The organism is Streptomyces sp. NPDC104367 (assembly GCF_055583825.1).
Map to the genome: position 1 here is coordinate 176,827 of NZ_JBVJND010000002.1, position 20,657 is coordinate 197,483.

At 71.4% G+C, this 20,657-nt stretch carries 21 protein-coding genes; 12 read left to right on the top strand and 9 right to left on the bottom strand.

The genetic code is table 11. The features are described from left to right. Positions 1–39: 39 nt before the first annotated feature. Both sufB and ACZ619_RS03640 read right to left on the bottom strand, forming a co-directional pair. A complete protein-coding gene (gene sufB, locus ACZ619_RS03635) occupies positions 40–1,461 on the bottom strand; it encodes a Fe-S cluster assembly protein SufB (RefSeq protein ID WP_469593637.1) in 1,422 nt (473 codons plus the stop codon). Then, the gene (locus ACZ619_RS03640; RefSeq protein ID WP_469593640.1) at positions 1,458–2,201 is read right to left on the bottom strand and encodes a helix-turn-helix transcriptional regulator; all 744 of its coding nucleotides are present in this window, start codon (positions 2,199–2,201) and stop codon (positions 1,458–1,460) included. Before ACZ619_RS03640 ends, sufB begins: the two co-directional genes overlap by 4 nt. 171 nt (positions 2,202–2,372) lie before the next feature. On the opposite strand from ACZ619_RS03640, the gene ACZ619_RS03645 reads away from it, so the two are divergent. From ACZ619_RS03645 to ACZ619_RS03675, 7 genes are all read left to right on the top strand, one after another. Then, positions 2,373–3,176 (top strand): AAC(3) family N-acetyltransferase, encoded by an 804-nt coding sequence (locus tag ACZ619_RS03645; protein ID WP_469593643.1) that lies wholly within the window; start codon positions 2,373–2,375, stop codon positions 3,174–3,176. A gap of 46 nt (positions 3,177–3,222) precedes the next feature. After that, positions 3,223–4,146 (top strand): ABC transporter ATP-binding protein, encoded by a 924-nt coding sequence (locus ACZ619_RS03650; protein WP_469593646.1) that lies wholly within the window; start codon positions 3,223–3,225, stop codon positions 4,144–4,146. Continuing rightward, on the top strand, positions 4,143–4,913 hold the full coding sequence (locus ACZ619_RS03655) for an ABC transporter permease (RefSeq protein ID WP_469593649.1): 771 nt from the start codon (positions 4,143–4,145) through the stop codon (positions 4,911–4,913). Before ACZ619_RS03650 ends, ACZ619_RS03655 begins: the two co-directional genes overlap by 4 nt. A 122-nt stretch (positions 4,914–5,035) precedes the next feature. Continuing rightward, entirely contained in the window at positions 5,036–5,374 is a 339-nt protein-coding gene (locus ACZ619_RS03660; RefSeq protein ID WP_469593651.1) for a glycogen debranching N-terminal domain-containing protein, read from the top strand. Between the two features lie 10 nt (positions 5,375–5,384). Further along, positions 5,385–5,516, top strand: coding sequence for a hypothetical protein (locus ACZ619_RS03665; RefSeq protein WP_469593653.1), 132 nt, complete (start codon positions 5,385–5,387; stop codon positions 5,514–5,516). Positions 5,517–5,557: 41 nt separating this feature from the next. Further along, entirely contained in the window at positions 5,558–5,785 is a 228-nt protein-coding gene (locus tag ACZ619_RS03670; protein ID WP_469593656.1) for a hypothetical protein, read from the top strand. Between the two features lie 25 nt (positions 5,786–5,810). Continuing rightward, complete coding sequence (locus ACZ619_RS03675; RefSeq protein WP_469593659.1) at positions 5,811–6,830, top strand: COX15/CtaA family protein; 1,020 nt, start codon at positions 5,811–5,813, stop codon at positions 6,828–6,830. Here the strand turns inward: ACZ619_RS03675 and ACZ619_RS03680 are convergent. From ACZ619_RS03680 to ACZ619_RS03695, 4 genes are all read right to left on the bottom strand, one after another. Continuing rightward, entirely contained in the window at positions 6,785–7,540 is a 756-nt protein-coding gene (locus ACZ619_RS03680) for a DUF4111 domain-containing protein (protein ID WP_469593661.1), read from the bottom strand. The genes ACZ619_RS03675 and ACZ619_RS03680 overlap by 46 nt on opposite strands. Positions 7,541–7,558: 18 nt before the next feature. Then, a complete protein-coding gene (locus tag ACZ619_RS03685) occupies positions 7,559–8,665 on the bottom strand; it encodes an amidohydrolase family protein (RefSeq protein ID WP_469593662.1) in 1,107 nt (368 codons plus the stop codon). 149 nt (positions 8,666–8,814) lie between these two features. Then, entirely contained in the window at positions 8,815–9,135 is a 321-nt protein-coding gene (locus ACZ619_RS03690; RefSeq protein ID WP_469593664.1) for a hypothetical protein, read from the bottom strand. A 73-nt stretch (positions 9,136–9,208) separates the two neighbouring features. Continuing rightward, positions 9,209–10,162, bottom strand: a complete 954-nt coding sequence (locus ACZ619_RS03695) for a heme o synthase (RefSeq protein WP_469594476.1) — start codon at positions 10,160–10,162, stop codon at positions 9,209–9,211. 378 nt (positions 10,163–10,540) lie between these two features. On the opposite strand from ACZ619_RS03695, the gene tkt reads away from it, so the two are divergent. The 5 genes from tkt to pgl are packed head-to-tail and all read left to right on the top strand — an operon-like array spanning position 10,541 to position 17,181. Then, complete coding sequence (gene tkt / locus ACZ619_RS03700) at positions 10,541–12,628, top strand: transketolase (RefSeq protein WP_469593666.1); 2,088 nt, start codon at positions 10,541–10,543, stop codon at positions 12,626–12,628. Between the two features lie 31 nt (positions 12,629–12,659). Further along, positions 12,660–13,778, top strand: a complete 1,119-nt coding sequence (gene tal / locus ACZ619_RS03705) for a transaldolase (RefSeq protein ID WP_469593668.1) — start codon at positions 12,660–12,662, stop codon at positions 13,776–13,778. 3 nt (positions 13,779–13,781) lie between these two features. Next, positions 13,782–15,320 carry a glucose-6-phosphate dehydrogenase gene (zwf, locus tag ACZ619_RS03710; RefSeq protein WP_469594479.1) on the top strand — a complete coding sequence of 513 codons (1,539 nt, stop codon included), beginning with the start codon at positions 13,782–13,784 and terminating at the stop codon, positions 15,318–15,320. Continuing rightward, entirely contained in the window at positions 15,317–16,402 is a 1,086-nt protein-coding gene (gene opcA / locus ACZ619_RS03715) for a glucose-6-phosphate dehydrogenase assembly protein OpcA (RefSeq protein WP_469593670.1), read from the top strand. The genes zwf and opcA overlap by 4 nt, the downstream gene beginning before the upstream one ends. Next, the gene (gene pgl, locus ACZ619_RS03720; protein WP_469593671.1) at positions 16,399–17,181 is read left to right on the top strand and encodes a 6-phosphogluconolactonase; all 783 of its coding nucleotides are present in this window, start codon (positions 16,399–16,401) and stop codon (positions 17,179–17,181) included. Before opcA ends, pgl begins: the two co-directional genes overlap by 4 nt. Before the next feature lie 75 nt (positions 17,182–17,256). On the opposite strand, the gene pgi is transcribed toward pgl, so the two are convergent. The 3 genes from pgi to ACZ619_RS03735 form a co-directional block, all read right to left on the bottom strand. Beyond that, on the bottom strand, positions 17,257–18,909 hold the full coding sequence (pgi, locus tag ACZ619_RS03725; protein ID WP_469593673.1) for a glucose-6-phosphate isomerase: 1,653 nt from the start codon (positions 18,907–18,909) through the stop codon (positions 17,257–17,259). Positions 18,910–18,981: 72 nt separating this feature from the next. After that, positions 18,982–20,241, bottom strand: a complete 1,260-nt coding sequence (locus ACZ619_RS03730) for an MFS transporter (RefSeq protein ID WP_469593675.1) — start codon at positions 20,239–20,241, stop codon at positions 18,982–18,984. A gap of 120 nt (positions 20,242–20,361) precedes the next feature. Further along, on the bottom strand, positions 20,362–20,649 hold the full coding sequence (locus tag ACZ619_RS03735) for an RNA polymerase-binding protein RbpA (RefSeq protein ID WP_007448238.1): 288 nt from the start codon (positions 20,647–20,649) through the stop codon (positions 20,362–20,364). Between the last annotated feature and the right edge of the window lie 8 nt (positions 20,650–20,657).

Sequence of the window (20,657 nt, forward strand, 5' to 3'; positions counted from 1 at the left end):
GCTTTCTTACGTGAGTGGCGTGACGGTGACGGCGGTCGCTTAGCCGACCGCGCCCTCCATCTGGAGCTCGATCAGCCGGTTCAGCTCGAGGGCGTACTCCATGGGCAGTTCCTTGGCGATCGGCTCGACGAAGCCGCGCACGATCATCGCCATCGCCTCGAACTCGGTCAGACCGCGGCTCATCAGGTAGAAGAGCTGGTCCTCGGAGACCTTGGAGACGGTCGCCTCGTGGCCCATGGACACGTCGTCCTCGCGGACGTCGACGTACGGGTACGTGTCCGAGCGGGAGATGGTGTCGACCAGCAGCGCGTCGCACAGCACGTTGGACTTGGAGCCGGCGGCGCCCTCGCCGATCTCGACGAGACCGCGGTAGGACGTCCGGCCACCGCCGCGGGCGACGGACTTCGACACGATGTTGGACGAGGTGTTCGGCGCCATGTGGACCATCTTGGAACCGGCGTCCTGGTGCTGGCCCTCGCCCGCGAAGGCGATGGAGAGGGTCTCGCCCTTGGCGTGCTCGCCCATCAGGTAGACGGCCGGGTACTTCATCGTCACCTTGGAGCCGATGTTGCCGTCGATCCACTCCATGGTGGCGCCCTCGTAGGCGACGGCGCGCTTGGTGACCAGGTTGTAGACGTTGTTCGACCAGTTCTGGATGGTCGTGTAGCGGCAGCGGGCGTTCTTCTTGACGATGATCTCGACGACCGCGGAGTGCAGCGAGTCCGACTTGTAGATCGGCGCCGTACAGCCCTCGACGTAGTGCACGTAGGCACCCTCGTCGACGATGATCAGGGTCCGCTCGAACTGGCCCATGTTCTCCGTGTTGATGCGGAAGTAGGCCTGGAGCGGGATCTCGACGTGCACGCCCTTCGGCACGTAGATGAAGGAGCCGCCCGACCACACGGCGGTGTTCAGCGAGGCGAACTTGTTGTCACCGACCGGGATGACGGTGCCGAAGTACTCCTTGAAGAGCTCCGGGTGCTCCTTCAGCGCGGTGTCGGTGTCGAGGAAGATGACGCCCTGCTCCTCCAGGTCCTCGCGGATCTGGTGGTAGACGACCTCCGACTCGTACTGGGCGGCGACACCGGCGACCAGGCGCTGCTTCTCCGCCTCCGGGATGCCCAGCTTGTCGTAGGTGTTCTTGATGTCCTCGGGCAGGTCCTCCCAGGACTCCGCCTGCTTCTCCGTGGAGCGCACGAAGTACTTGATGTTGTCGAAGTCGATGCCCGAGAGGTCCGAGCCCCAGTTCGGCATGGGCTTCTTCTCGAAGAGGCGCAGGCCCTTGAGGCGGAGCTTGGTCATCCACTCCGGTTCGGACTTCTTCGCCGAGATGTCCCGGACCACGTCCTCGTTCAGACCGCGCTTCGCCGAGGCGCCGGCCTCGTCGGAGTCGGCCCAGCCGTATTCGTACGTGCCCAGACCTTCCAGCTCAGGGTGGGCAGTCTCCGTGGGGAGAGTCATGCGGGGTTCCTCCCGGCCGTGCTAGCAGATGCGTCAGTGGAAGTCGTGGAGATCTTTGGGATGAACGTCGTGCAGACGCCGTCGCCGTGCGCGATGGTCGCCAGTCGCTGGACATGTGTTCCGAGCAGCTCGGCGAAGATCTCCGTCTCCGCCTCGCACAGCTGGGGGAACTGCTCCGCGACGTGGGCGACCGGGCAGTGGTGCTGGCACAGCTGTTCGCCGACCGGTGCGGTGCGCGCCGTTGCAGCGTACCCGTCCAGACTCAGGGCCTTGGCCAGCGCTTCGGTGCGCTCGTCGGGGCTCACGCCCTCGATCGCCCTGCGGTAGGCGTTCGCCTGGGCGGCGATCCGGGCCCGCGCGAAGGTGGCGACGGCCTCCTGGCCGCCCCCCTGCTCGGCGATCCAGCGCAGCGCGTCGGCGGCCAGCTTGTCGTACGACTGGTCGAAGGCGTCGCGGCCGCAGTCGGTGAGCGCGAAGACCTTGGCGGGCCGGCCGCGCGTCCGCGCGCCGTACACCCGCTGCTCGCGCGCCGCCACGACCTCGTCGGCGACCAGCGCGTCGAGGTGGCGCCGTACCGCCGCCGGAGTCAGGCCCAGGCGCCCGGCCAGCTCGGTGACGGTCGACGGGCCGTGGTCCAGGATCGACCGCGCGACCCGGTTGCGCGTCGAGCGCTCACCGGTCGCGAGTTCCTCCTGCTGGGTCCCCGTGGGGGTCTCCCGAGCCTCGCCGACGTTTTTCACAACGCCATTGTTGCGTAATTCCTCAGAGCCAGGCAAGCCGCGTCCGGGCGACCGGACGGTGCCCTGCGTCACTTAGGTATACCTAATCTGACCTGCGGAAACGATCTTTGATCGATCATCCTCCACCGATCCGGTGGCGCGCGCCCGCCCCCTCCGGAACACTCCCGTCCCATGTCCACACCCCCTCCGACCGGCCCTCTTGTCACCCGCGCCACCCTCGCGAAGGAGCTCGGCGAGCTCGGTGTCAAGAGCGGCGAGACCCTCCTCGCGCACACCTCGCTCAGTTCCCTCGGCTGGGTCAACGGCGGAGCCGTGGCCGTCGTCCAGGGACTTCTCGACGCTCTCGGCCCGGACGGCACCCTGGTGGTCCCCACCCAGACCGGCGACCTCTCCGACCCGGCGCTCTGGCGGAACCCGCCGGTGCCCGAGGAGTGGTGGGCGGCCGTCCGCGCGACCATGTCCGGGTACGACCCCCTCGTCACCCCCTCGCGCGGGGTCGGGGTGATCCCCGAGACCGTACGGAACTGGCCGGGCGCCCGGCGCAGCGCGCACCCGCAGACCTCCTTCGCGGCGGTCGGCCCCCGCGCGGCCGAGATCACCGACGGCCACGCCACCGACTGCCGGCTCGGCGAGCGCAGCCCGCTGGCCCGGCTGGAGAAGCTGGACGCGCGCGTGCTCCTGCTCGGCACCGGCTACGCCACCTGCACCAGCTTCCACCTGGCCGAGTACCGCATCCCCACGCCGCGCGTCCCGGTCGGCCGCCCCGCGCCCGGCGGCGGCTGGGAGGAGGTGACCGAGGTGTCGATCACCTCCGACCGCTTCGACGAACTGGGCTACGACTTCGAACGCGACCGGCCCGTGGTCGTGCGCGGGACGGTCGGAGCGGCCGGGAGCCGGCTCTTCCCGGTGGCCGAGGCCGTGGCCTACGCCGAGCGGTGGCTGGCCGTGCACCGGCCCCGTGAGGAGGAGATCTAGCACCCGGCCGTCCGGGTGACGGGGCGCGTACCTAGACTCTGTCCCCATGCGAAGTGAGCCCGTGGTCCAGGTGCGGGACCTGGTGAAGCGGTACGGCACGAAAACCGCCGTCAACGGCCTCGACCTGGTGACCCGGCCGGGCGTGACGGCCGTACTCGGCCCCAACGGCGCGGGGAAGACGACGACGATCGAGACCTGCGAGGGGTACCGGAAGCCGGATTCCGGCTCGGTGCGCGTCCTGGGCCTCGATCCGGTGCGCCAGTCCGCCGAGCTGCGCCCCAGAGTGGGCGTGATGCTCCAGTCCGGCGGTGTCTACTCGGGTGCCCGCGCCGACGAGATGCTGCGGCACGTGGCCAGGCTGCACGCGCACCCGCTCGACGTGGACGCGCTGATCGAGCGGCTCGGCCTCGGGAGCTGCGGCCGCACCTCCTACCGCCGGCTCTCCGGCGGCCAGCAGCAGCGCCTCGCGCTCGCCATGGCCGTGGTCGGCCGCCCGGAACTGGTCTTCCTCGACGAGCCCACGGCCGGCCTCGACCCGCAGGCCCGCCGGGCCACCTGGGACCTGGTGCGGGACCTGCGCGCCGACGGCGTCTCGATCGTCCTCACCACCCACTACATGGAGGAGGCCGAGCAGCTCGCCGACGACGTCGCCGTCATCGACGCCGGCCGGGTGATCGCCCAGGGCTCCCCCGAGGAGCTGTGCCGGGGCGGCGCCGAGAACACCCTGCGGTTCACCGGCCGCCCCGGCCTCGACGTCAACTCGCTCCTCAAGGCGCTCCCGGCCGACTGCACGGCCGCCGAGCTGACCCCGGGCTCCTACCGGGTCGTCGGCAAGGTCAACCCCCAGCTGCTGGCGACGGTGACCTCCTGGTGCGCCCAGCACGGCGTCATGCCCGACCGCATCTCGGTCGAACGCCACACCCTGGAGGACGTCTTCCTGGAGCTCACGGGCAAGGAGCTGCGCTCATGACCACCACGACAGGTACCTACGCCCCCCGGCCCGGCGCCGCCCCGCTCCCCCGCATGATCGCGGCGCAGGCGGCCCTGGAGACGCGGATGCTGCTGCGCAACGGCGAGCAGCTGCTGCTGACGGTCGTCATCCCGACCCTCCTGCTGGTCCTGTTCAGCTCGGTGGACGTCGTCGACACGGGTGCGGGCAGGGCGGTCGACTTCCTCGCCCCCGGCGTCCTCGCCCTCGCCGTCATGTCCACGGCCTTCACCGGCCAGGCCATCGCGACCGGCTTCGAGCGCCGCTACGGCGTCCTGAAGCGGCTCGCCTCCTCGCCGCTGCCCCGCTGGGGCCTGATGACCGCCAAGACCGCCGCCGTCCTGGTCACCGAGATCCTCCAGGTGATCCTGCTGACGGTGATCGCCCTCGCCCTCGGCTGGTCCCCGCACGGCAGCCCCCTCGCCGTCCTGCTCCTCCTCGTCCTCGGCACGGCCGCCTTCTCCGGCCTCGGCCTGCTGATGGCGGGCACCCTCAAGGCGGAGGCGACCCTGGCCGCGGCCAACCTGGTGTTCCTGCTGCTGCTGGTGGGCGGCGGGGTCATCGTCCCGCTGGACCGGTTCGGCGGCGCCCAGCAGGTGCTCGGCCTGCTCCCCATCTCGGCCCTCTCCGACGGCCTGCGCGACGTGCTCCAGCACGGGGCGGGGATGCCGTGGGGCGACCTGGGGATCCTGGCGGTGTGGGCGGTGGCGGGCCTGGGGGCGGCAGGGAAGTTCTTCCGCTGGGAGTAACGCAATGTAACCGCGTATGCATTGCGGGCCACATCTTCGCGCGACCCGTGCGAGGAGACGTACGCACACCGGGAGGACCGCTCCCGGACAAAGTACGGTTCACCGCTGTCCACCGCGACCCGGTGGACAGTACCGACGACCCGACGCTGATCGTCGACCGCATCCGCACCGCCGGCGAGGGCGAGACCATCTCGCTGCGCAACATCGGCACCACCGGGCGCAGGCTGCGGGTGGAACTGGCCGCGGCGACCGACCTGGCGGACATCGCCGAGGTGAAGCGGGGCCGCCGCCGGGAGCCCGTGCCGTGCACCGCTTCCGGGGCGGACAACGACGCGGGCCTGGAGTGGCACTCCCCCTCCGGGCACGCCCGGCTCCGGGCCACCGGCGCCACGGCCGGTCCCACGGTCGCAGGCGGCCCCGAGGGCGGCACCCTCACCTGGTCGCCGGTGGTCCTCCGGTGAGTCCTGGCAGGTGACGGTGAACGTCGAGGGCCGCGCGGTGCCCGAGCCGTCGGGACACCCGGTGCGCCCCCGCGAACCCGCGCCCTGGCGGGAGCCGGTCGTCGAGACCGCCGACCGGCGGCTGCGGGACCTGGTGTCCTGATCGCGACCGGCAGCACGGTCGTCCTCTCCACGGGCCAGGAGGTGAACGCCGAGCAGACGCTGCGGCTGGCCGAGGAGATCTTCCAGTCCCGTCTCGGAGAGAGTCACCCCTGCCTCGTCGCCGTCTACGAGCGTCTCGCCCAGTGCACCACGGACCCAGCGCAGAAGCCGATGCTGCGCGACCGTGCCCGGCAGATCAAGGCGGCGCTCCACAGCGAGACGCCACCTGCGGCGCAGCTGTCGGTCGCGCCCGACGGGGCACCCTCGTGAACGCGTGCACAAGCGGCCCCCTACGATGGTGCGCGTGGCAAAGCTGACCCCCACCGACGCCGTAGCGGCCCTGCGCAACCCGCTCGCCTTCATCGCCGACCACTGGACCCCGGATCCCCGGACGGTCCGGCGTGCGGCCCTCGCCGCGCTCGTCATGTCGGTGGTCATCGTGGTCACCGGCGGCGCCGTCCGGCTCACCGGCTCCGGCCTCGGCTGCCCGACCTGGCCCGAGTGCACCGACGGCTCGCTGACCCCGACGACCGCGCTGACCTATCACAGCGCCATCGAGTTCACGAACCGGATGCTGACGTACGTGCTGTGCGCGGCGGTCGGCTGGGCGATCATCGCCGCCCGGTCCGAGAAGCCGTACCGGCGCGGTCTGACCCGGCTGGGCTGGGCTCAGTTCTGGCTCGTGATGAGCAACGCGGTCCTCGGCGGGATCGTGGTGCTCGTCGGGCTCAACCCGTACACCGTCGCCGCCCACTTCCTGCTGGCGACGGCCCTGATCACGGTCGCCGCCCTGATGTGGCAGCGCACCCGCGAGGGCGACGGCGAGCCCCGGCCGCTGGTCGGACGGGCCGTGCGGCAGCTGGTGTGGGCCCTGGTGACCGCGTCGCTGCTGCTCATCGCGGTCGGCACGGTGGTGACCGGTGCCGGGCCGCACCCGGGCGACTCCGGCGAGGTGGAGCGCATCCACGTCAGCTGGGAGGGCGTCTCCGAGCTGCACGCGGTGCTGGCCTGGATCGTGGTGTCGCTGACCTTCGCGCTGTGGTTCTTCCTCAAGGGCGTCGACGCGCCCCAGGGGCCGCGCGACCGGGTACGCGACCTGTTCCTGATCCTGCTCGGCCAGGGCGTGATCGGTTACGTCCAGTACTTCACGCACCTGCCGACGGTCCTGGTCGGCCTGCACATGTTCGGCTCCTGCCTGGTGTGGATCGGTGTGCTGCGGGTCCTGCTGTCGCTGCGGGAGCGCGACGGCGTGACGGCCGAGCTGCCCGCTCAGCCGCACGACGCGGTGAGCGCGTCGATCGCCGGACCCAGGTAGCCCCGGGTCAGCCGGGCCCTGCGCGCCGTCCACCCCTCGGCGGGCGGCGCGGGGTCGCCGTAGCGGCGTCGGCGGATGTCGTCGACGACCTCGGCGGGGGCGCCGAGGCCGGGCAGCAGGTCCAGGGCCTCGCGTTTGGAGATCAGCCGGCCCTCGCGGACGGTGACGGTGGCGCGGGCGAGGGTGATCAGGCCCATGTCGACCCAGACGTCCCGGGTCCACAGCGGGGCGTCGTCGACGGCGGGCCGCCAGAAGTCCCGCTGGTCGGCGAGGACGAAGCCGACGAGTTCCCGGTCCGGCACCGGAGGCAGCAGTCCGGCGGGCGGCCGCCCGTCCAGCACCCGTCCGAAGGCGTGCAGCTCACGCCGGGTGACCGGGCTGACCGTCCGTCGGAACAGCTCCTCGTGCGCCCAGGTCAGATGGCGCCGGGCGGGGTCGGCCGCGGTCGCCGGGGTCAGATAGGTGCAGTGCAGACCGGCGGCGAGCGGCAGCGCGCGCAGCCGGGCGTGCGCCACGGCGACCTTCCACACCACGGCCGGGGTCACCCGGCCCGGCAGCACCGCGACCAGGTCCAGGTCGCTGCGGCCCTCCTGGTAGTCGTCGCCCGCGGCGAGCGAGCCGTGGGCCCAGACGGCGACCGGGCGCACGGCCGTCAGTTCCCGGCAAAAGCGGGTCAGCAGTGCCTCGGTCCGTGATGTCTCGGTCTGCATCCGTCCAGTCTGTACAGCTCACTCCAGCCCGTACACCCGATTCGCGTTTCCCGCCGCGACCAGTCTGGCCACGCGCTGCGCGTCGCCGAGGGACCAGGCGCCGTCGGCGACCCAGGTGCCGAGGACCCGGCCGAGGGAGTGGCGGAAGAGGCGGGCGCCGACGACGTGCAGTTCGGGCAGGCCGTGGGCGCCGCTGGAGAAGAGGATCTTGCCGAAGGGGGCGAGTTCCAGGATCTCGGCGAGGATCGTGGCGGCGCGGGCGCCGGTGCGGACCAGGGCCGCGCCCGAGTCGGCGTAGACGTGCGGGAAGACGCCGGCCAGGTGGGCGGCGTGGCGGTGGTAGGGGTAGCCGTGCAGCAGGACGAGGTCGGTGCCGAGACCGGCGGTGGCCCGCACGAAGTCGGTGAGCAGGACCGGGTCGGTCCGGTCGATGCGGGCGCCGGGCTCACCGAGGCCCGCGTGCAGCTGGAGCGGGAGGCCGGAGGCCACCGCGATCCAGAGCAGGTGCCGCAGCAGGACCGGGTCGGCCAGCTCGCCGCCGACGCGGCGGGCCGCGAGCCAGCGGCCGGCGGCGCCCCGGACCTCGCCGGGGCCGGGCGGCTCCGGGGCCAGGGCGAGGCCGTGCCGGACACCGGCGACGGAGGTGAAGGCGACCGCGTTCGCCGCCGCGCCGTGCACGGACTCGGCGAGGTTGGCCAGGAACGACTCGACGGTGCCGGAGGTGTCGGCGACCTGCTCCGCGAGGAGTTCCAGGCGCACGATCTCGCGGGCCTCGGCGTCGCCGGTCGAGGCCATCTCGGCGGGGCCGGTGAGGTCGCCGGGCAGGCCGGTGTCGACGAGGTAGGTGGTGATGCCGGAGCCGCGCAGGAGACGGCGGCCCGCCTCCAGGACGCCGAGTTCACGGCGGCGGGCCAGGTAGCGGGCGGGCGGGCAGTGGGGTTCCAGGCCGAGGAGCGGCGGGCACCAGCGCCGTACGGCGAAGCCGGTCTGGGTGTCGAAGAGGGTGGTGCCGGGCGCCGGGGGGCCTTCGGTGCGGGCGAGCTGGGCCTCGAAGGTGCCGAGGCCGAGTTCCGTACGGAGGACGCCGTGGCAGTACTGGTCCACCAGGGACGGCGTTTCGATCATCCTGGCTCCCGTGTGGACGGCTGTGTGTCCGTCTTAACGGGTGAACCGTGACGGAGGTCGCGGTTCGGGGCGGGTGGTACCGGTCGTGCGGCGGGGGCGGGCCGTGTGCGGCCGGTCGCGCGGTTGCCCGCGCCCCTGCGGGGGCCGGATCAGCCGCCGAGCTGGATGCCGGCCATGCGCTTCCACTCGTACGGGCCGGTGCGGACCTTCGCGGCGAACTCGCCGTCGAAGGACTCGTGGGCGGTGATGCCGGACTTGGCGACGGCCTGTTCGGCGATCTCGTAGGTCGGGGCCACCAGGTCGCCCCAGCCGCCGTCCTCGCCGACGAGGACGATACGGGCGCCGCGCTCGCCGATGTAGGCCACCTGACCCTCGGCGCCGCCGTGGGCCTTGGCGAAGGCGCTGATCTGCCGGGCGAGGCGGGCCGCCTTGCGCTCCGCCTTCTGGTCAACCTGCTGCGTGTCTGCCATGACCAGGATGCTACCGACGGGTAGATCGATTGGCGACGGACGGGCCGAGTGACCCTTGCCTCAGGAGTGGCCCCTACCGCAGGAAGGGGTCCACCGCGACCGCCACGAAGAGCAGCGAGACATAGGTGATGGACCAGTGGAACAGGCGCATCTCCTTGAGCTTGCCGCCCGTCGCCTCGGCCTTCGCGCGGTTCTGCAGCGCGTGCGCCTCCCACAGCCACCAGCCGCCGGCCACCAGGGCGACCAGCGTGTAGAACCAGCCGGTGTAGCCGAGGGGGGTGAGGAGCAGGGAGACCGCGACCATCACCCAGCTGTAGAGGACGATCTGCTTGGCGACCACCTTGTTGGAGGCGACGACCGGGAGCATCGGGACACCCACGCGCGCGTAGTCGTCCTTCACCTTCATGGACAGCGGCCAGTAGTGCGGCGGCGTCCAGAAGAACATGACGAGGAAGAGGATGATCGGCGCCCACGACATCGAGTCCGTGACCGCGGACCAGCCGATCAGCACCGGCAGGCAGCCCGCGATACCGCCCCAGACGATGTTCTGGGAGGTGCGGCGCTTGAGGATCATCGTGTAGACGACGACGTAGAAAAGGAGCGCTCCGAGTGACAGCCAGGCGCTCAGCCAGTTGACGGTGAACCCGAAGAGCAGGGTGGAGACGACCGCCAGGGTGATGCCGAAGGCGAGGCACTCGCGCGGGCCGACCATGCCGGTCACCAGGGGGCGCTGCGAGGTGCGGTCCATCAGCGCGTCGATGTCCCGGTCGATGTACATGTTCAGCGCGTTGGCGCCGCCCGCGGACAGGTAGCCGCCGAGGCAGGTGAGCAGCACCAGCTTCAGGTCGGGCACGCCCTGCTGGGCCAGGAACATCACCGGAACGGTGGTGATGAGCAGCAGCTCGATGATCCGTGGCTTGGTCAGCGCCACGAAAGCTTTCACACGGGCCCCGAACGGCCGGTGACTCGGGCTCTCGCTCGCACCGAGTACCCCCGCTGGACGGGATTCGACGGCCGTCACGCACACCCCTGACAGAGACATCCCAGCGAGCCCGCCGTGTGAACTCACGGTAAAGGCTCGCGCGTACCACGCCACTTTAGACGTTGCCCATACCTCGATCTTCGCGGGGGTGGGGTCGTGTTGGGAGGCGTCTCGGGAGAGGGGTCAGGTGGCTCGATTGAGCAGTCAGATGAGCGGCTCCGTATTCATGTGCCGAATGGCTTCTCGGCCGGTCGGGAGGCGGATCCCCGCGCGGCCCGGCAGTCTGGAAACACTCGAAAAAATGCACGTCCTCACGGGGGTAGGCTCGACAACGGCCGGTGGGCACCCAGTGCACCGGCAGCCGGTGCGGGCGTGTGCCCGGGGACCGGTAACCGAACATGTGGAGAGGAGCCCTGACCCAGGGTGAGCACCAAGCCGACCACCACAGACCTCGACTGGACCGAGTTGGACCAGCGGGCCGTCGACACCGCCCGCGTCCTGGCCGCCGACGCCGTACAGAAGGTCGGCAACGGCCATCCGGGTACGGCGATGAGCCTGGCGCCGGCCGCGTACACCCTCTTCCAGAAGGTGATGCGACACGACCCGTCCGACCCCGACTGGGTGGGACGCGACCGCTTCGTGCTGTCCGCCGGTCACTCGTCCCTGACCCTCTACACACAGCTCTACCTGGCCGGCTTCGGCCTGGAGCTGGACGACCTGAAGGCCTTCCGCACCTGGGGCTCGAAGACCCCGGGCCACCCGGAGTACGGCCACACCAAGGGTGTGGAGACCACCACCGGCCCGCTGGGCCAGGGTGTCGCCAACGCCGTGGGCATGGCCATGGCCGCCCGCTACGAGCGCGGTCTGTTCGACCCGGACGCGGCGCAGGGCGAGTCGCCCTTCGACCACTTCGTGTACTGCATCGCCGGTGACGGCTGCCTCCAGGAGGGCATCTCCGCCGAGGCGTCCTCGATGGCCGGCCACCAGGAGCTCGGCAACCTGATCCTGCTGTGGGACGACAACCACATCTCGATCGAGGGCGACACCGAGACGGCCGTCTCCGAGGACACCGTCAAGCGCTACGAGGCGTACGGCTGGCATGTCCAGCGCATCGCCCCGAAGCCGGACGGCGACCTGGACCCGCACGCCATCTACAACGCGATCGAGGCCGCGAAGAAGGTGACGGACAAGCCGTCCTTCATCGCGATGCGCTCGATCATCGCCTGGCCCGCCCCGAACGCGCAGAACACCGAGGCCGCCCACGGCTCGGCGCTCGGCGACGACGAGGTCGCGGCCACCAAGCGCGTCCTCGGCTTCGACCCCGAGCAGACCTTCGAGGTCGCCGACGAGGTGCTGGCGCACGCCCGCGAGGCCGTGGAACGCGGTGCCGCCGCCCGGACCGAGTGGGAGAAGTCGTTCCAGCTGTGGCGGGACGGCGACGCCGAGCGCGCCGCCGAGTTCGACCGCATCGCCGCGGGCGAGCTGCCCAAGGGCTGGGAGGAGAAGATCCCGGTCTTCGAGCCCGGCAAGGGCGTCGCGACCCGTGCGGCCTCCGGCAAGGTGCTCCAGGCGCTCGGTGCCGTGATCCCCGAGCTGTGGGGCGGCTCCGCCGACCTCGCCGGGTCGAACAACACGACCATCGACAAGTCCTCGTCCTTCCTGCCCGCGGACAACCCGCTGCCGGAGGCGAACCCCTACGGGCGCACCATCCACTTCGGTATCCGCGAGCACTCCATGGCCGCGGAGATGAACGGCATCACCCTGCACGGGAACACCCGTGTCTACGGCGGTACGTTCCTCGTGTTCTCCGACTACATGCGCAACGCCGTCCGTCTCTCGGCGCTGATGCACCTGCCGGTGACGTACGTGTGGACCCACGACTCCATCGGCCTCGGCGAGGACGGCCCGACGCACCAGCCGGTCGAGCACCTCGCCTCGCTGCGTGCCATCCCCGGTCTGAACGTGGTCCGCCCGGCGGACGCCAACGAGACCGCGATCGCCTGGCGCGAGATCCTCCGGCGCTACACCAAGGTGTTCGGCAAGGGCGCCCCGCACGGCCTCGCGCTGACCCGCCAGGGCGTGCCGGTGTACGAGTCCAACGAGGACACCGTCAAGGGCGGCTACGTCCTGTTCGAGGCGTCGACCGGAACCCCCGAGGTCATCCTCATCGCGACCGGCTCCGAGGTGCACGTGGCCGTCGAGGCGCGTGAGCGGCTGGAGGCCGAGGGCGTGCCCACCCGGGTCGTGTCCATGCCGTGCGTGGAGTGGTTCGAGGAGCAGGACCAGGGGTACCGGGACAGCGTCCTGCCGCCGTCCGTCAAGGCGCGGGTGTCGGTCGAGGCGGGCATCGGCCTCACCTGGCACAAGTACGTCGGGGACGCCGGCCGCATCGTTTCCCTGGAGCACTTCGGTGCTTCCGCCGACGGCAAGGTGCTCTTCCAGGAGTTCGGCTTCACTGCCGAGAACGTGGCCGACAAGGCCAGGGAATCCATCGCCGCCGCCCAGCGCTGACGCTCACCAACACGTAGGAGATGTAATTTCCATGACAGACGCACTCAAGCGCCTCTCCGAGGAGGGCGTCGCGATCTGGCTGGACGACCTGTCGCGCAAGCGGATCACGTCCGGCAACCTCGCCGAGCTGATCGACCAGCAGCACGTCGTGGGCGTCACCACCAACCCGTCGATCTTCCAGAAGGCGATCAGCGGCGGCGACGGCTACGAGCAGCAGGTCACCGACCTGGCCACCCGCAAGGTGACCGTCGAAGAGGCCATCCGCATGATCACGACGGCGGACGTCCGTGACGCCGCCGACATCCTGCGCCCGGTGTTCGAGGCCACGGACGGCCAGGACGGCCGCGTGTCGATCGAGGTCGACCCGCGCCTGGCGCACCACACCGCGGCGACGGTCGCCGAGGCCAAGCAGCTGGCCTGGCTGGTGGACCGCCCCAACACGCTCATCAAGATCCCGGCCACCAAGGCGGGCCTGCCGGCGATCACCGAGGTCATCGGCCTCGGCATCAGCGTCAACGTCACGCTGATCTTCTCGCTGGAGCGCTACCGCGAGGTCATGGACGCCTACCTGGCCGGTCTGGAGAAGGCCAGGGAGCGCGGTCTCGACCTCTCGCTGATCCGTTCGGTGGCGTCGTTCTTCGTGTCCCGGGTGGACACCGAGATCGACAAGCGCCTGAACGACCTCGGCACCGACGAGGCCAAGGCGCTGCGCGGCAAGGCCGCCGTCGCCAACGCGCGCCTCGCCTACCAGGCGTACGAGGAGGTCTTCTCCACGGCCCGCTGGACGGCCCTGGAGAGCGCGGGCGCCAACAAGCAGCGTCCGCTGTGGGCCTCCACCGGCGTCAAGGACCCGGCGTACAAGGACACCCTGTACGTCGACGACCTGGTCGCGCCGAACACCGTGAACACCATGCCGGAGGCCACCCTCCTCGCGGTCGAGGACCACGGCGGCATCACGGGCGACGCCATCGCCGGCACCTACGAGCAGGCCCGCGCCGACCTCGACGCCGTCGAGAAGCTCGGGATCTCGTACGACGACGTGGTCCAGGTCCTGGAGGACGAGGGCGTCGAGAAGTTCGAGGCGTCCTGGAACGACCTGCTCAAGTCGACCCAGGCGGAGCTGGAGCGCCTGGCCCCTTCGGAGGGCTGAACTCTGTCCCCTCTTTCCGGTACCGGAGCGAACCCGCTTCGTGACCCCGCCGACCGACGGCTCCCGCGTATCGCGGGGCCGTCGGGCCTGGTCATCTTCGGCGTCACGGGCGACCTCTCCCGCAAGAAGCTGATGCCCGCCGTCTACGACCTCGCCAACCGGGGTCTGCTGCCGCCGGGCTTCTCCCTGGTCGGCTTCGCCCGCCGCGAGTGGGCCCACGAGGACTTCGCCGCCGAGGTCCACGACGCCGTCAAGGAACACTCCCGCACCCCGTTCCGCGAGGAGGTCTGGCAGCAGCTCATCCAGGGGATGCGCTTCGTCCAGGGCACCTTCGACGACGACGACGCGTTCGAGCGGCTGCGCTCCACCATCGAGGAGCTGGACAAGGCACAGGGCACCGGCGGCAACTTCGCCTTCTACCTGTCCGTGCCGCCGCGCTCCTTCCCGGTCGTCATCCAGCAGCTGAAGAAGCACGGGCTGGCCGACCAGAGCAGCGGTTCCTGGCGGCGCGCGGTCATCGAGAAGCCCTTCGGCCACGACCTGAAGTCGGCCGAGGAGCTCAACAAGGTCGTGCACGAGGTGTTCGAGCCGGACCAGGTGTTCCGGATCGACCACTACCTCGGCAAGGAGACCGTCCAGAACATCCTGGCGCTGCGCTTCGCCAACACCATGTTCGAGCCGATCTGGAACCGGTCCTTCGTGGACCACGTGCAGATCACCATGGCGGAGGACATCGGCATCGGCGGCCGCGCCGGCTACTACGACGGCATCGGCGCCGCCCGTGACGTCATCCAGAACCACCTCCTCCAGCTGATGGCCCTCACCGCGATGGAGGAGCCCGCCTCCTTCGACGCGGACGCGCTGGCCGCCGAGAAGGAGAAGGTGCTCGGCGCCGTCCGGCTGCCGAAGGACCTGGGCCGCGACACCGTGCGCGGTCAGTACGCGGCCGGCTGGCAGGGCGGCGAGAAGGTCATCGGCTACCTCGAAGAGGACGGCATCGACGCGCAGTCGAAGACCGACACCTACGCGGCGATCAAGGTCGAGGTCGACAACCGCCGCTGGGCGGGCGTCCCCTTCTACCTGCGCACCGGCAAGCGGCTGGGCCGCCGGGTCACCGAGATCGCGGTGGTCTTCCAGCGGGCCCCGCACTCCCCCTTCGACCACACGGCGACGGAGGAGCTCGGCCAGAACGCGATCGTCATCCGCGTCCAGCCGGACGAGGGCATCACGGTCCGCTTCGGCTCCAAGGTGCCGGGCACCTCGATGGAGATCCGGGACGTGTCGATGGACTTCGCGTACGGCGAGTCCTTCACCGAGTCGTCCCCGGAGGCCTACGAGCGGCTGATCCTGGACGTGCTGCTCGGCGACTCCAACCTGTTCCCGCGCACGGCGGAGGTCGAGCTGTCCTGGAAGATCCTCGACCCCATCGAGGAGCACTGGGACAAGCACGGCAGGCCCGCACAGTACAAGTCGGGCACCTGGGGTCCGGCCGAGGCCGACGAGATGCTCGCACGAGAGGGACGGAGCTGGCGCCGGCCATGAAGATAGACCTCACGGACACCACGGCCAGCAAGGTCAACAAGGCGCTGGTGCAGGGCCGCCGCGCCATCGGCACACCGGCCGTGGGCATGGTGCTGACCCTCGTCGTCGTCACCGACGAGGAGAACGCGTACGACGCCCTGAAGGCCGCCGGTGACGCCTCGCACGAGCACCCCTCGCGCAACCTGGTCGTCATCAAGCGCGTCTCCCGCTCCCCCCGCGACCGCACGGCGTCCCGTCTGGACGCCGAGGTCCGGGTGGGCGCGGACGCCGGCTCCGGCGAGACGGTGATACTGCGGCTGTACGGCGAGGTCGCCGACCACGCCGACTCGGTCGTGCTGCCGCTGCTGCTGCCGGACGCGCCGGTCGTCGTCTGGTGGCCGGTCAACGCCCCGCTCGACCCGGCGAAGGACCCGCTGGGCGCCCTCGCCCAGCGCCGGGTCACCGACACCTACTCCTCCGAGCAGCCGGTACGGGAGCTGTCCGCGCGCGCGGACGCCTACACGCCCGGCGACACGGACCTGTCCTGGACCCGGATCACGCCCTGGCGCTCGATGCTGGCGGCGGCCCTGGACCAGGTGGTCTGCGAGGTCAAGGCCGTCGAGGTGGAGGGCGAGGAGTTCAACCCGAGCTGCGAGCTGCTGGCGATGTGGCTGGCTGACCGGCTGGACGTGCCGGTCAAGCGGTCGCTGTCGGCCGGTCCCGGTCTGACGGCGGTCCGCCTGGACACCAGCGAGGGCCCGATCGCGCTGGACCGCGCGGACGGTTCCCTCGCCACCCTGTCCATCGACGGCCAGCCGGACCGCGCGGTGGCACTGAAGCGGCGGGAGACGGCCGAGCTGATCGCGGAGGAACTGCGGCGGCTCGACCCGGACGACACCTACGCGTCGGCGCTGCGGTTCGGGGTGGAGCGGCTGAACGCGTCGGCGTCGTCGTCGGCGCCCGCCGCGGCCACGGCGGACCCGTCGCCCAAAGGAGAACCGGTCGCCGTCGCAGCAGCCCCCGCGGCCGCTGCCGAGGCTCCCGCGGCAGAAGCGGCACCGCAGGAACCGGCACCGCTGAAGAAGAGGGCGAAGGCGACATGAGCACCCCCCAGCTGGTCGTGCACCGCGACAAGGAGCTGATGGCGCAGGCCGCGGCGGCCCGTCTGATCACGAAGATCGTGGACGCCCAGGCCTCTCGGGGCGAGGCGTCCGTGGTCCTCACCGGCGGCCGCAACGGCAACGGTCTGCTGGCTGCCCTGGCGGCGGCGCCCGCCCGGGACGCCGTCGACTGGAGCCGGCTCGACCTGTGGTGGGGCGACGAGCGCTTCCTGCCCGAGGGCGACCCGGAGCGCAATGTCACCCAGGCCCGCGAGGCCCTGCTCGACCAGGTCCCGGTGGACCCGAAGCGCGTGCACGCCATGCCCGCGTCGGACGGTCCCTGGGGTAAGGACGCGGACGCGGCGGCCGAGGCCTACGCGACGGAGCTGGCCCGCGCGGCCGGCCCCGAGAACCACGGCTCGGTGCCCACCTTCGACGTCCTGATGCTGGGCGTCGGCCCGGACACCCACGTGGCGTCGCTCTTCCCGGAGCTGCCCGCGGTCCGCGAGACGGAACGCACGGTGGTCGGCGTGCACGGCGCGCCCAAGCCGCCGCCGACCCGGGTCTCCCTCACCCTGCCCGCCATCCGCTCGGCCCGTGAGGTCTGGCTGCTGGCGGCGGGCGAGGACAAGGCCGAGGCCGTCGCCATCGCCCTCTCGGGCGCCGGCGAGATCCAGGCCCCGGCGGCGGGTGCCCAGGGCCGTCAGCGCACGCTGTGGCTGCTGGACTCGGCGGCCGCGGCCCAGCTGCCGCGGTCCCTGTACCCGCCGGCTTCGGCCTGACACAGGGGCCCGACCCGGTCCTGCAGAAGAGCCCGTACGGTCCTCGACCGTACGGGCTCTTCTGCGTGGCGGGGCCTAACGCCCGCGCAGCTCCCGGTACTTGGCCACCAGTGCCTTGGTGGACGCGTCGAGGCCGGGGACGTCGGCGCCCTCGGTCAGCACGGGCTCGATGCGCTTGGCCAGGACCTTGCCCAGCTCCACGCCCCACTGGTCGAAGGAGTCGATGTCCCAGACCGCGCCCTGCACGAACACCTTGTGCTCGTAGAGGGCGACCAGCTGGCCGAGGACCGACGGGGTCAGTTCGCGGGCGAGGATGGTCGTCGTCGGGCGGTTGCCCTGGAAGGTCTTGTGCGGGACCAGTTCCTCGGCGACGCCCTCCGCGCGGACCTCGTCGGCGGTCTTGCCGAAGGCCAGCGCCTGTGTCTGCGCGAAGAAGTTCGCCATCAGCAGGTCGTGCTGGGCCCTGAGTTCGCCGCTCAGCTCGGCCACCGGCTCGGCGAAGCCGATGAAGTCCGCCGGGATCAGCTTCGTGCCCTGGTGGATCAACTGGTAGTACGCGTGCTGCCCGTTGGTGCCGGGCGTGCCCCACACGATCGGGCCGGTGGTCCAGTCGACCTCCTTGCCGTCCCGTGCCACGTACTTGCCGTTGGACTCCATGTCCAGCTGCTGGAGGTAGGCGGTGAACTTGGAGAGGTAGTGGCTGTACGGCAGCACCGCGTGCGACTGGGCGTCGTGGAAGTTGTCGTACCAGATGCCCAACAGGCCGAGCAGGAGCGGCGCGTTGGACTCGGCGGGGGCGGTGCGGAAGTGCTCGTCGACCAGGTGGAAGCCGTCGAGCATCTCGCGGAACCGGTCCGGGCCGATGGCGATCATCAGCGAGAGGCCGATCGCCGAGTCGTAGCTGTAGCGGCCGCCGACCCAGTCCCAGAACTCGAACATGTTGGCCGTGTCGATGCCGAAGTCCGACACCTTCTCGGCGTTCGTGGAGAGGGCCACGAAGTGCTTGGCGACGGCTTCCTGACCGGCCTTCAGCTCGCCGAGGACCCAGTTGCGGGCCGAGGTCGCGTTGGTGATGGTCTCGATCGTGGTGAACGTCTTGGAGGCGATGATGAACAGCGTCTCCGCCGCGTCCAGGTCGCGGGTGGCCTCGTGCAGGTCGGCGCCGTCCACGTTGGAGACGAAGCGGACCGTCAGGTCGCGGTCGGTGAAGCTGCGCAGCACCTCGTAGGCCATCGCCGGTCCGAGGTCGGAGCCGCCGATGCCGATGTTGACGACGTTGCGGATGCGCCTGCCGGTGTGGCCGGTCCACTCGCCCGAGCGGACCCGGTCGGCGAAGGCGCCCATCTTGTCGAGGACCGCGTGCACCTGCGGCACGACGTTCTCGCCGTCGACCTCGATCACCGCGTCGCGCGGGGCGCGCAGCGCGGTGTGCAGCACCGCCCGGTCCTCGGTGACGTTGATCTTCTCGCCGCGGAACATGGCGTCCCGCAGCCCGGCCACGTCGGTGGCGGCGGCCAGCTCGCGCAGCAGCCGCAGCGTCTCGTCGTTGACCAGGTGCTTCGAGTAGTCGATGTGGAGGTCGCCGACCTGGAGGGTGTAGCCCGTGCCGCGCCCGGGGTCGGCGGCGAACAGGTCCCGCAGACGGGTGTCGGCGAGCTCCTCCCGGTGGTCGGCGAGCGCGGTCCACTCGGGCATCTGGTTGAGCCTGGTACGGCCGTCTGCGTTCATGTGGGACTTCAGCCTTCTTCCTTGCACCTGTCCTGCTGCGTTTCTTGCGGGTGCCCGCTCCAACCTAGTTGATCAGCTGGTGGCGCGGCCTGTCGTGGCGCCGTCCGACGGGGCAACAACAGGTACGTCCGTTCGGCGCGCGGGTATCAGCGCGACGACGGCCGGAACGAAGAAGGCGGCCGCGAGCAGCGGCGGGGCGGCGAGGTGCCAGGTGGCCGCGGCGCCGCCGAGCAGCGCGCCGAGGGGCGCCCCGGCGACGGCGAGGGTCCGGAAGGCGGCGGAGACCCGGCCGAGCATCCGGGCGGGGGCGCGCTGCTGCATCAGGGTCCTGGTGCCGACGTTCCAGACCATGCCCATGAAGCCGAAGACGGCCATGGCCGCCACCAGGGCGGCGAGCGAGCGCACGAGGCCCATCACCGCCAGCGCGCCGGTCTGCACCGCGCCGGCCAGCAGCACCGCGCGCGTGTCGCCCAGCCGGGCGACGAGTCTGCCGTTCACCGCTCCCCCGCCCAGGCTGCCGAGGGTGTAGGCGGTGGCCGCCAGCGCGTAACCGGTGGTGCCGGCGTCGAGCCGGCGGGTGACCAGCAGGGCCAGGGTGGCGATCAGGGCGCCCATGCCGATGTTGCACAGGGCGGTGGCGGTGCACAGCGCGCGCAGCGCCCGGTCCGCCCACAGGGTGCGCAGGCCCTCGGCGATCTCGCGGCGCAGGGTGCTGCCCGCGGCGCTCGGGGTCCGCTCGGGCGGTGCGGTGCGCAGCGTGGCGACCAGGGCGGCGGCGGCGAGGAAGGTGGCCGCGTCGACGGCGAACGGGGCGGCGGCCCCGGCGGCCAGCAGCAGGGGCACCAGGGGCGCGCCCAGGAGTCCGCCCGCGATCCGCTGCCCGGTCATCAGGCGGGCGTTCGCCCGGCCGAGCGCCGCGCCGTCCACCAGTGCCGGGAGCAGGGCCGTGGCCGCGTTGTCGAAGAGGGTCTGGAGGGTGGTCAGGGTGAAGGCGAGGGCGATCAGGAGGCCGATCGAGGCGTGGCCGAGCGCCACGGCGAGGGCGAAGGCCGCGACCAGCAGTCCGCGCGCCGCGTCCACCGTCCACATCGCGCGCCGCTGGTCGACGCGGTCCGCGACGGCGCCGCCGAGCAGCCCGAACAGGAGCCACGGCAGGTAGCCGCAGGCGGTGACGGCGGCGATCAGCAGGGGCCGGCCGGTGAGCGTGACGGCCAGCAGGGGCAGGGCGGCGTTGCGCAGCGCGTCCCCGAAGCCGGGGAGCACGGCGGCGCTCCACAGCCGTCCGAATCCCCCGCGCCAGGCGGGCGCGCCCGCCTTCCCGTCCGCCGCCACAACTCCCCCTCGCGGTTCGCCTCTTCACGAACCGTACGGGGCAGCACTGACAACGGGCCGGGTCCGGCCGCGAAGACAGCTCCGGCCAGGCGCCCTCGGGCACCCGGCCGCTTCCAACTCCTAGATCTCGCCGCGCAGTTTGGCGAGTGCCTCGGCGAGGATCGCCTCGCCGTCCGCGTCGCTGCGCCGCTCCCGTACGTACGCGAGGTGCGTCTTGTACGGTTCGGTGCGCGGCGGGTCCGGCGGGTTGTCCCGGTCCTGGCCGGCCGGGAAGCCGCAGCGCGGGCAGTCCCAGGTCTCGGGCACCTGCGCGTCGCTGGCGAAGCTGGGCTGCGTCTCGTGCCCGTTGGAACACCAGAAGGAGATGCGCAGACGCGGCGCGGACTCGCCGCGCTCGGCCTCGCCCATCGGCCCCG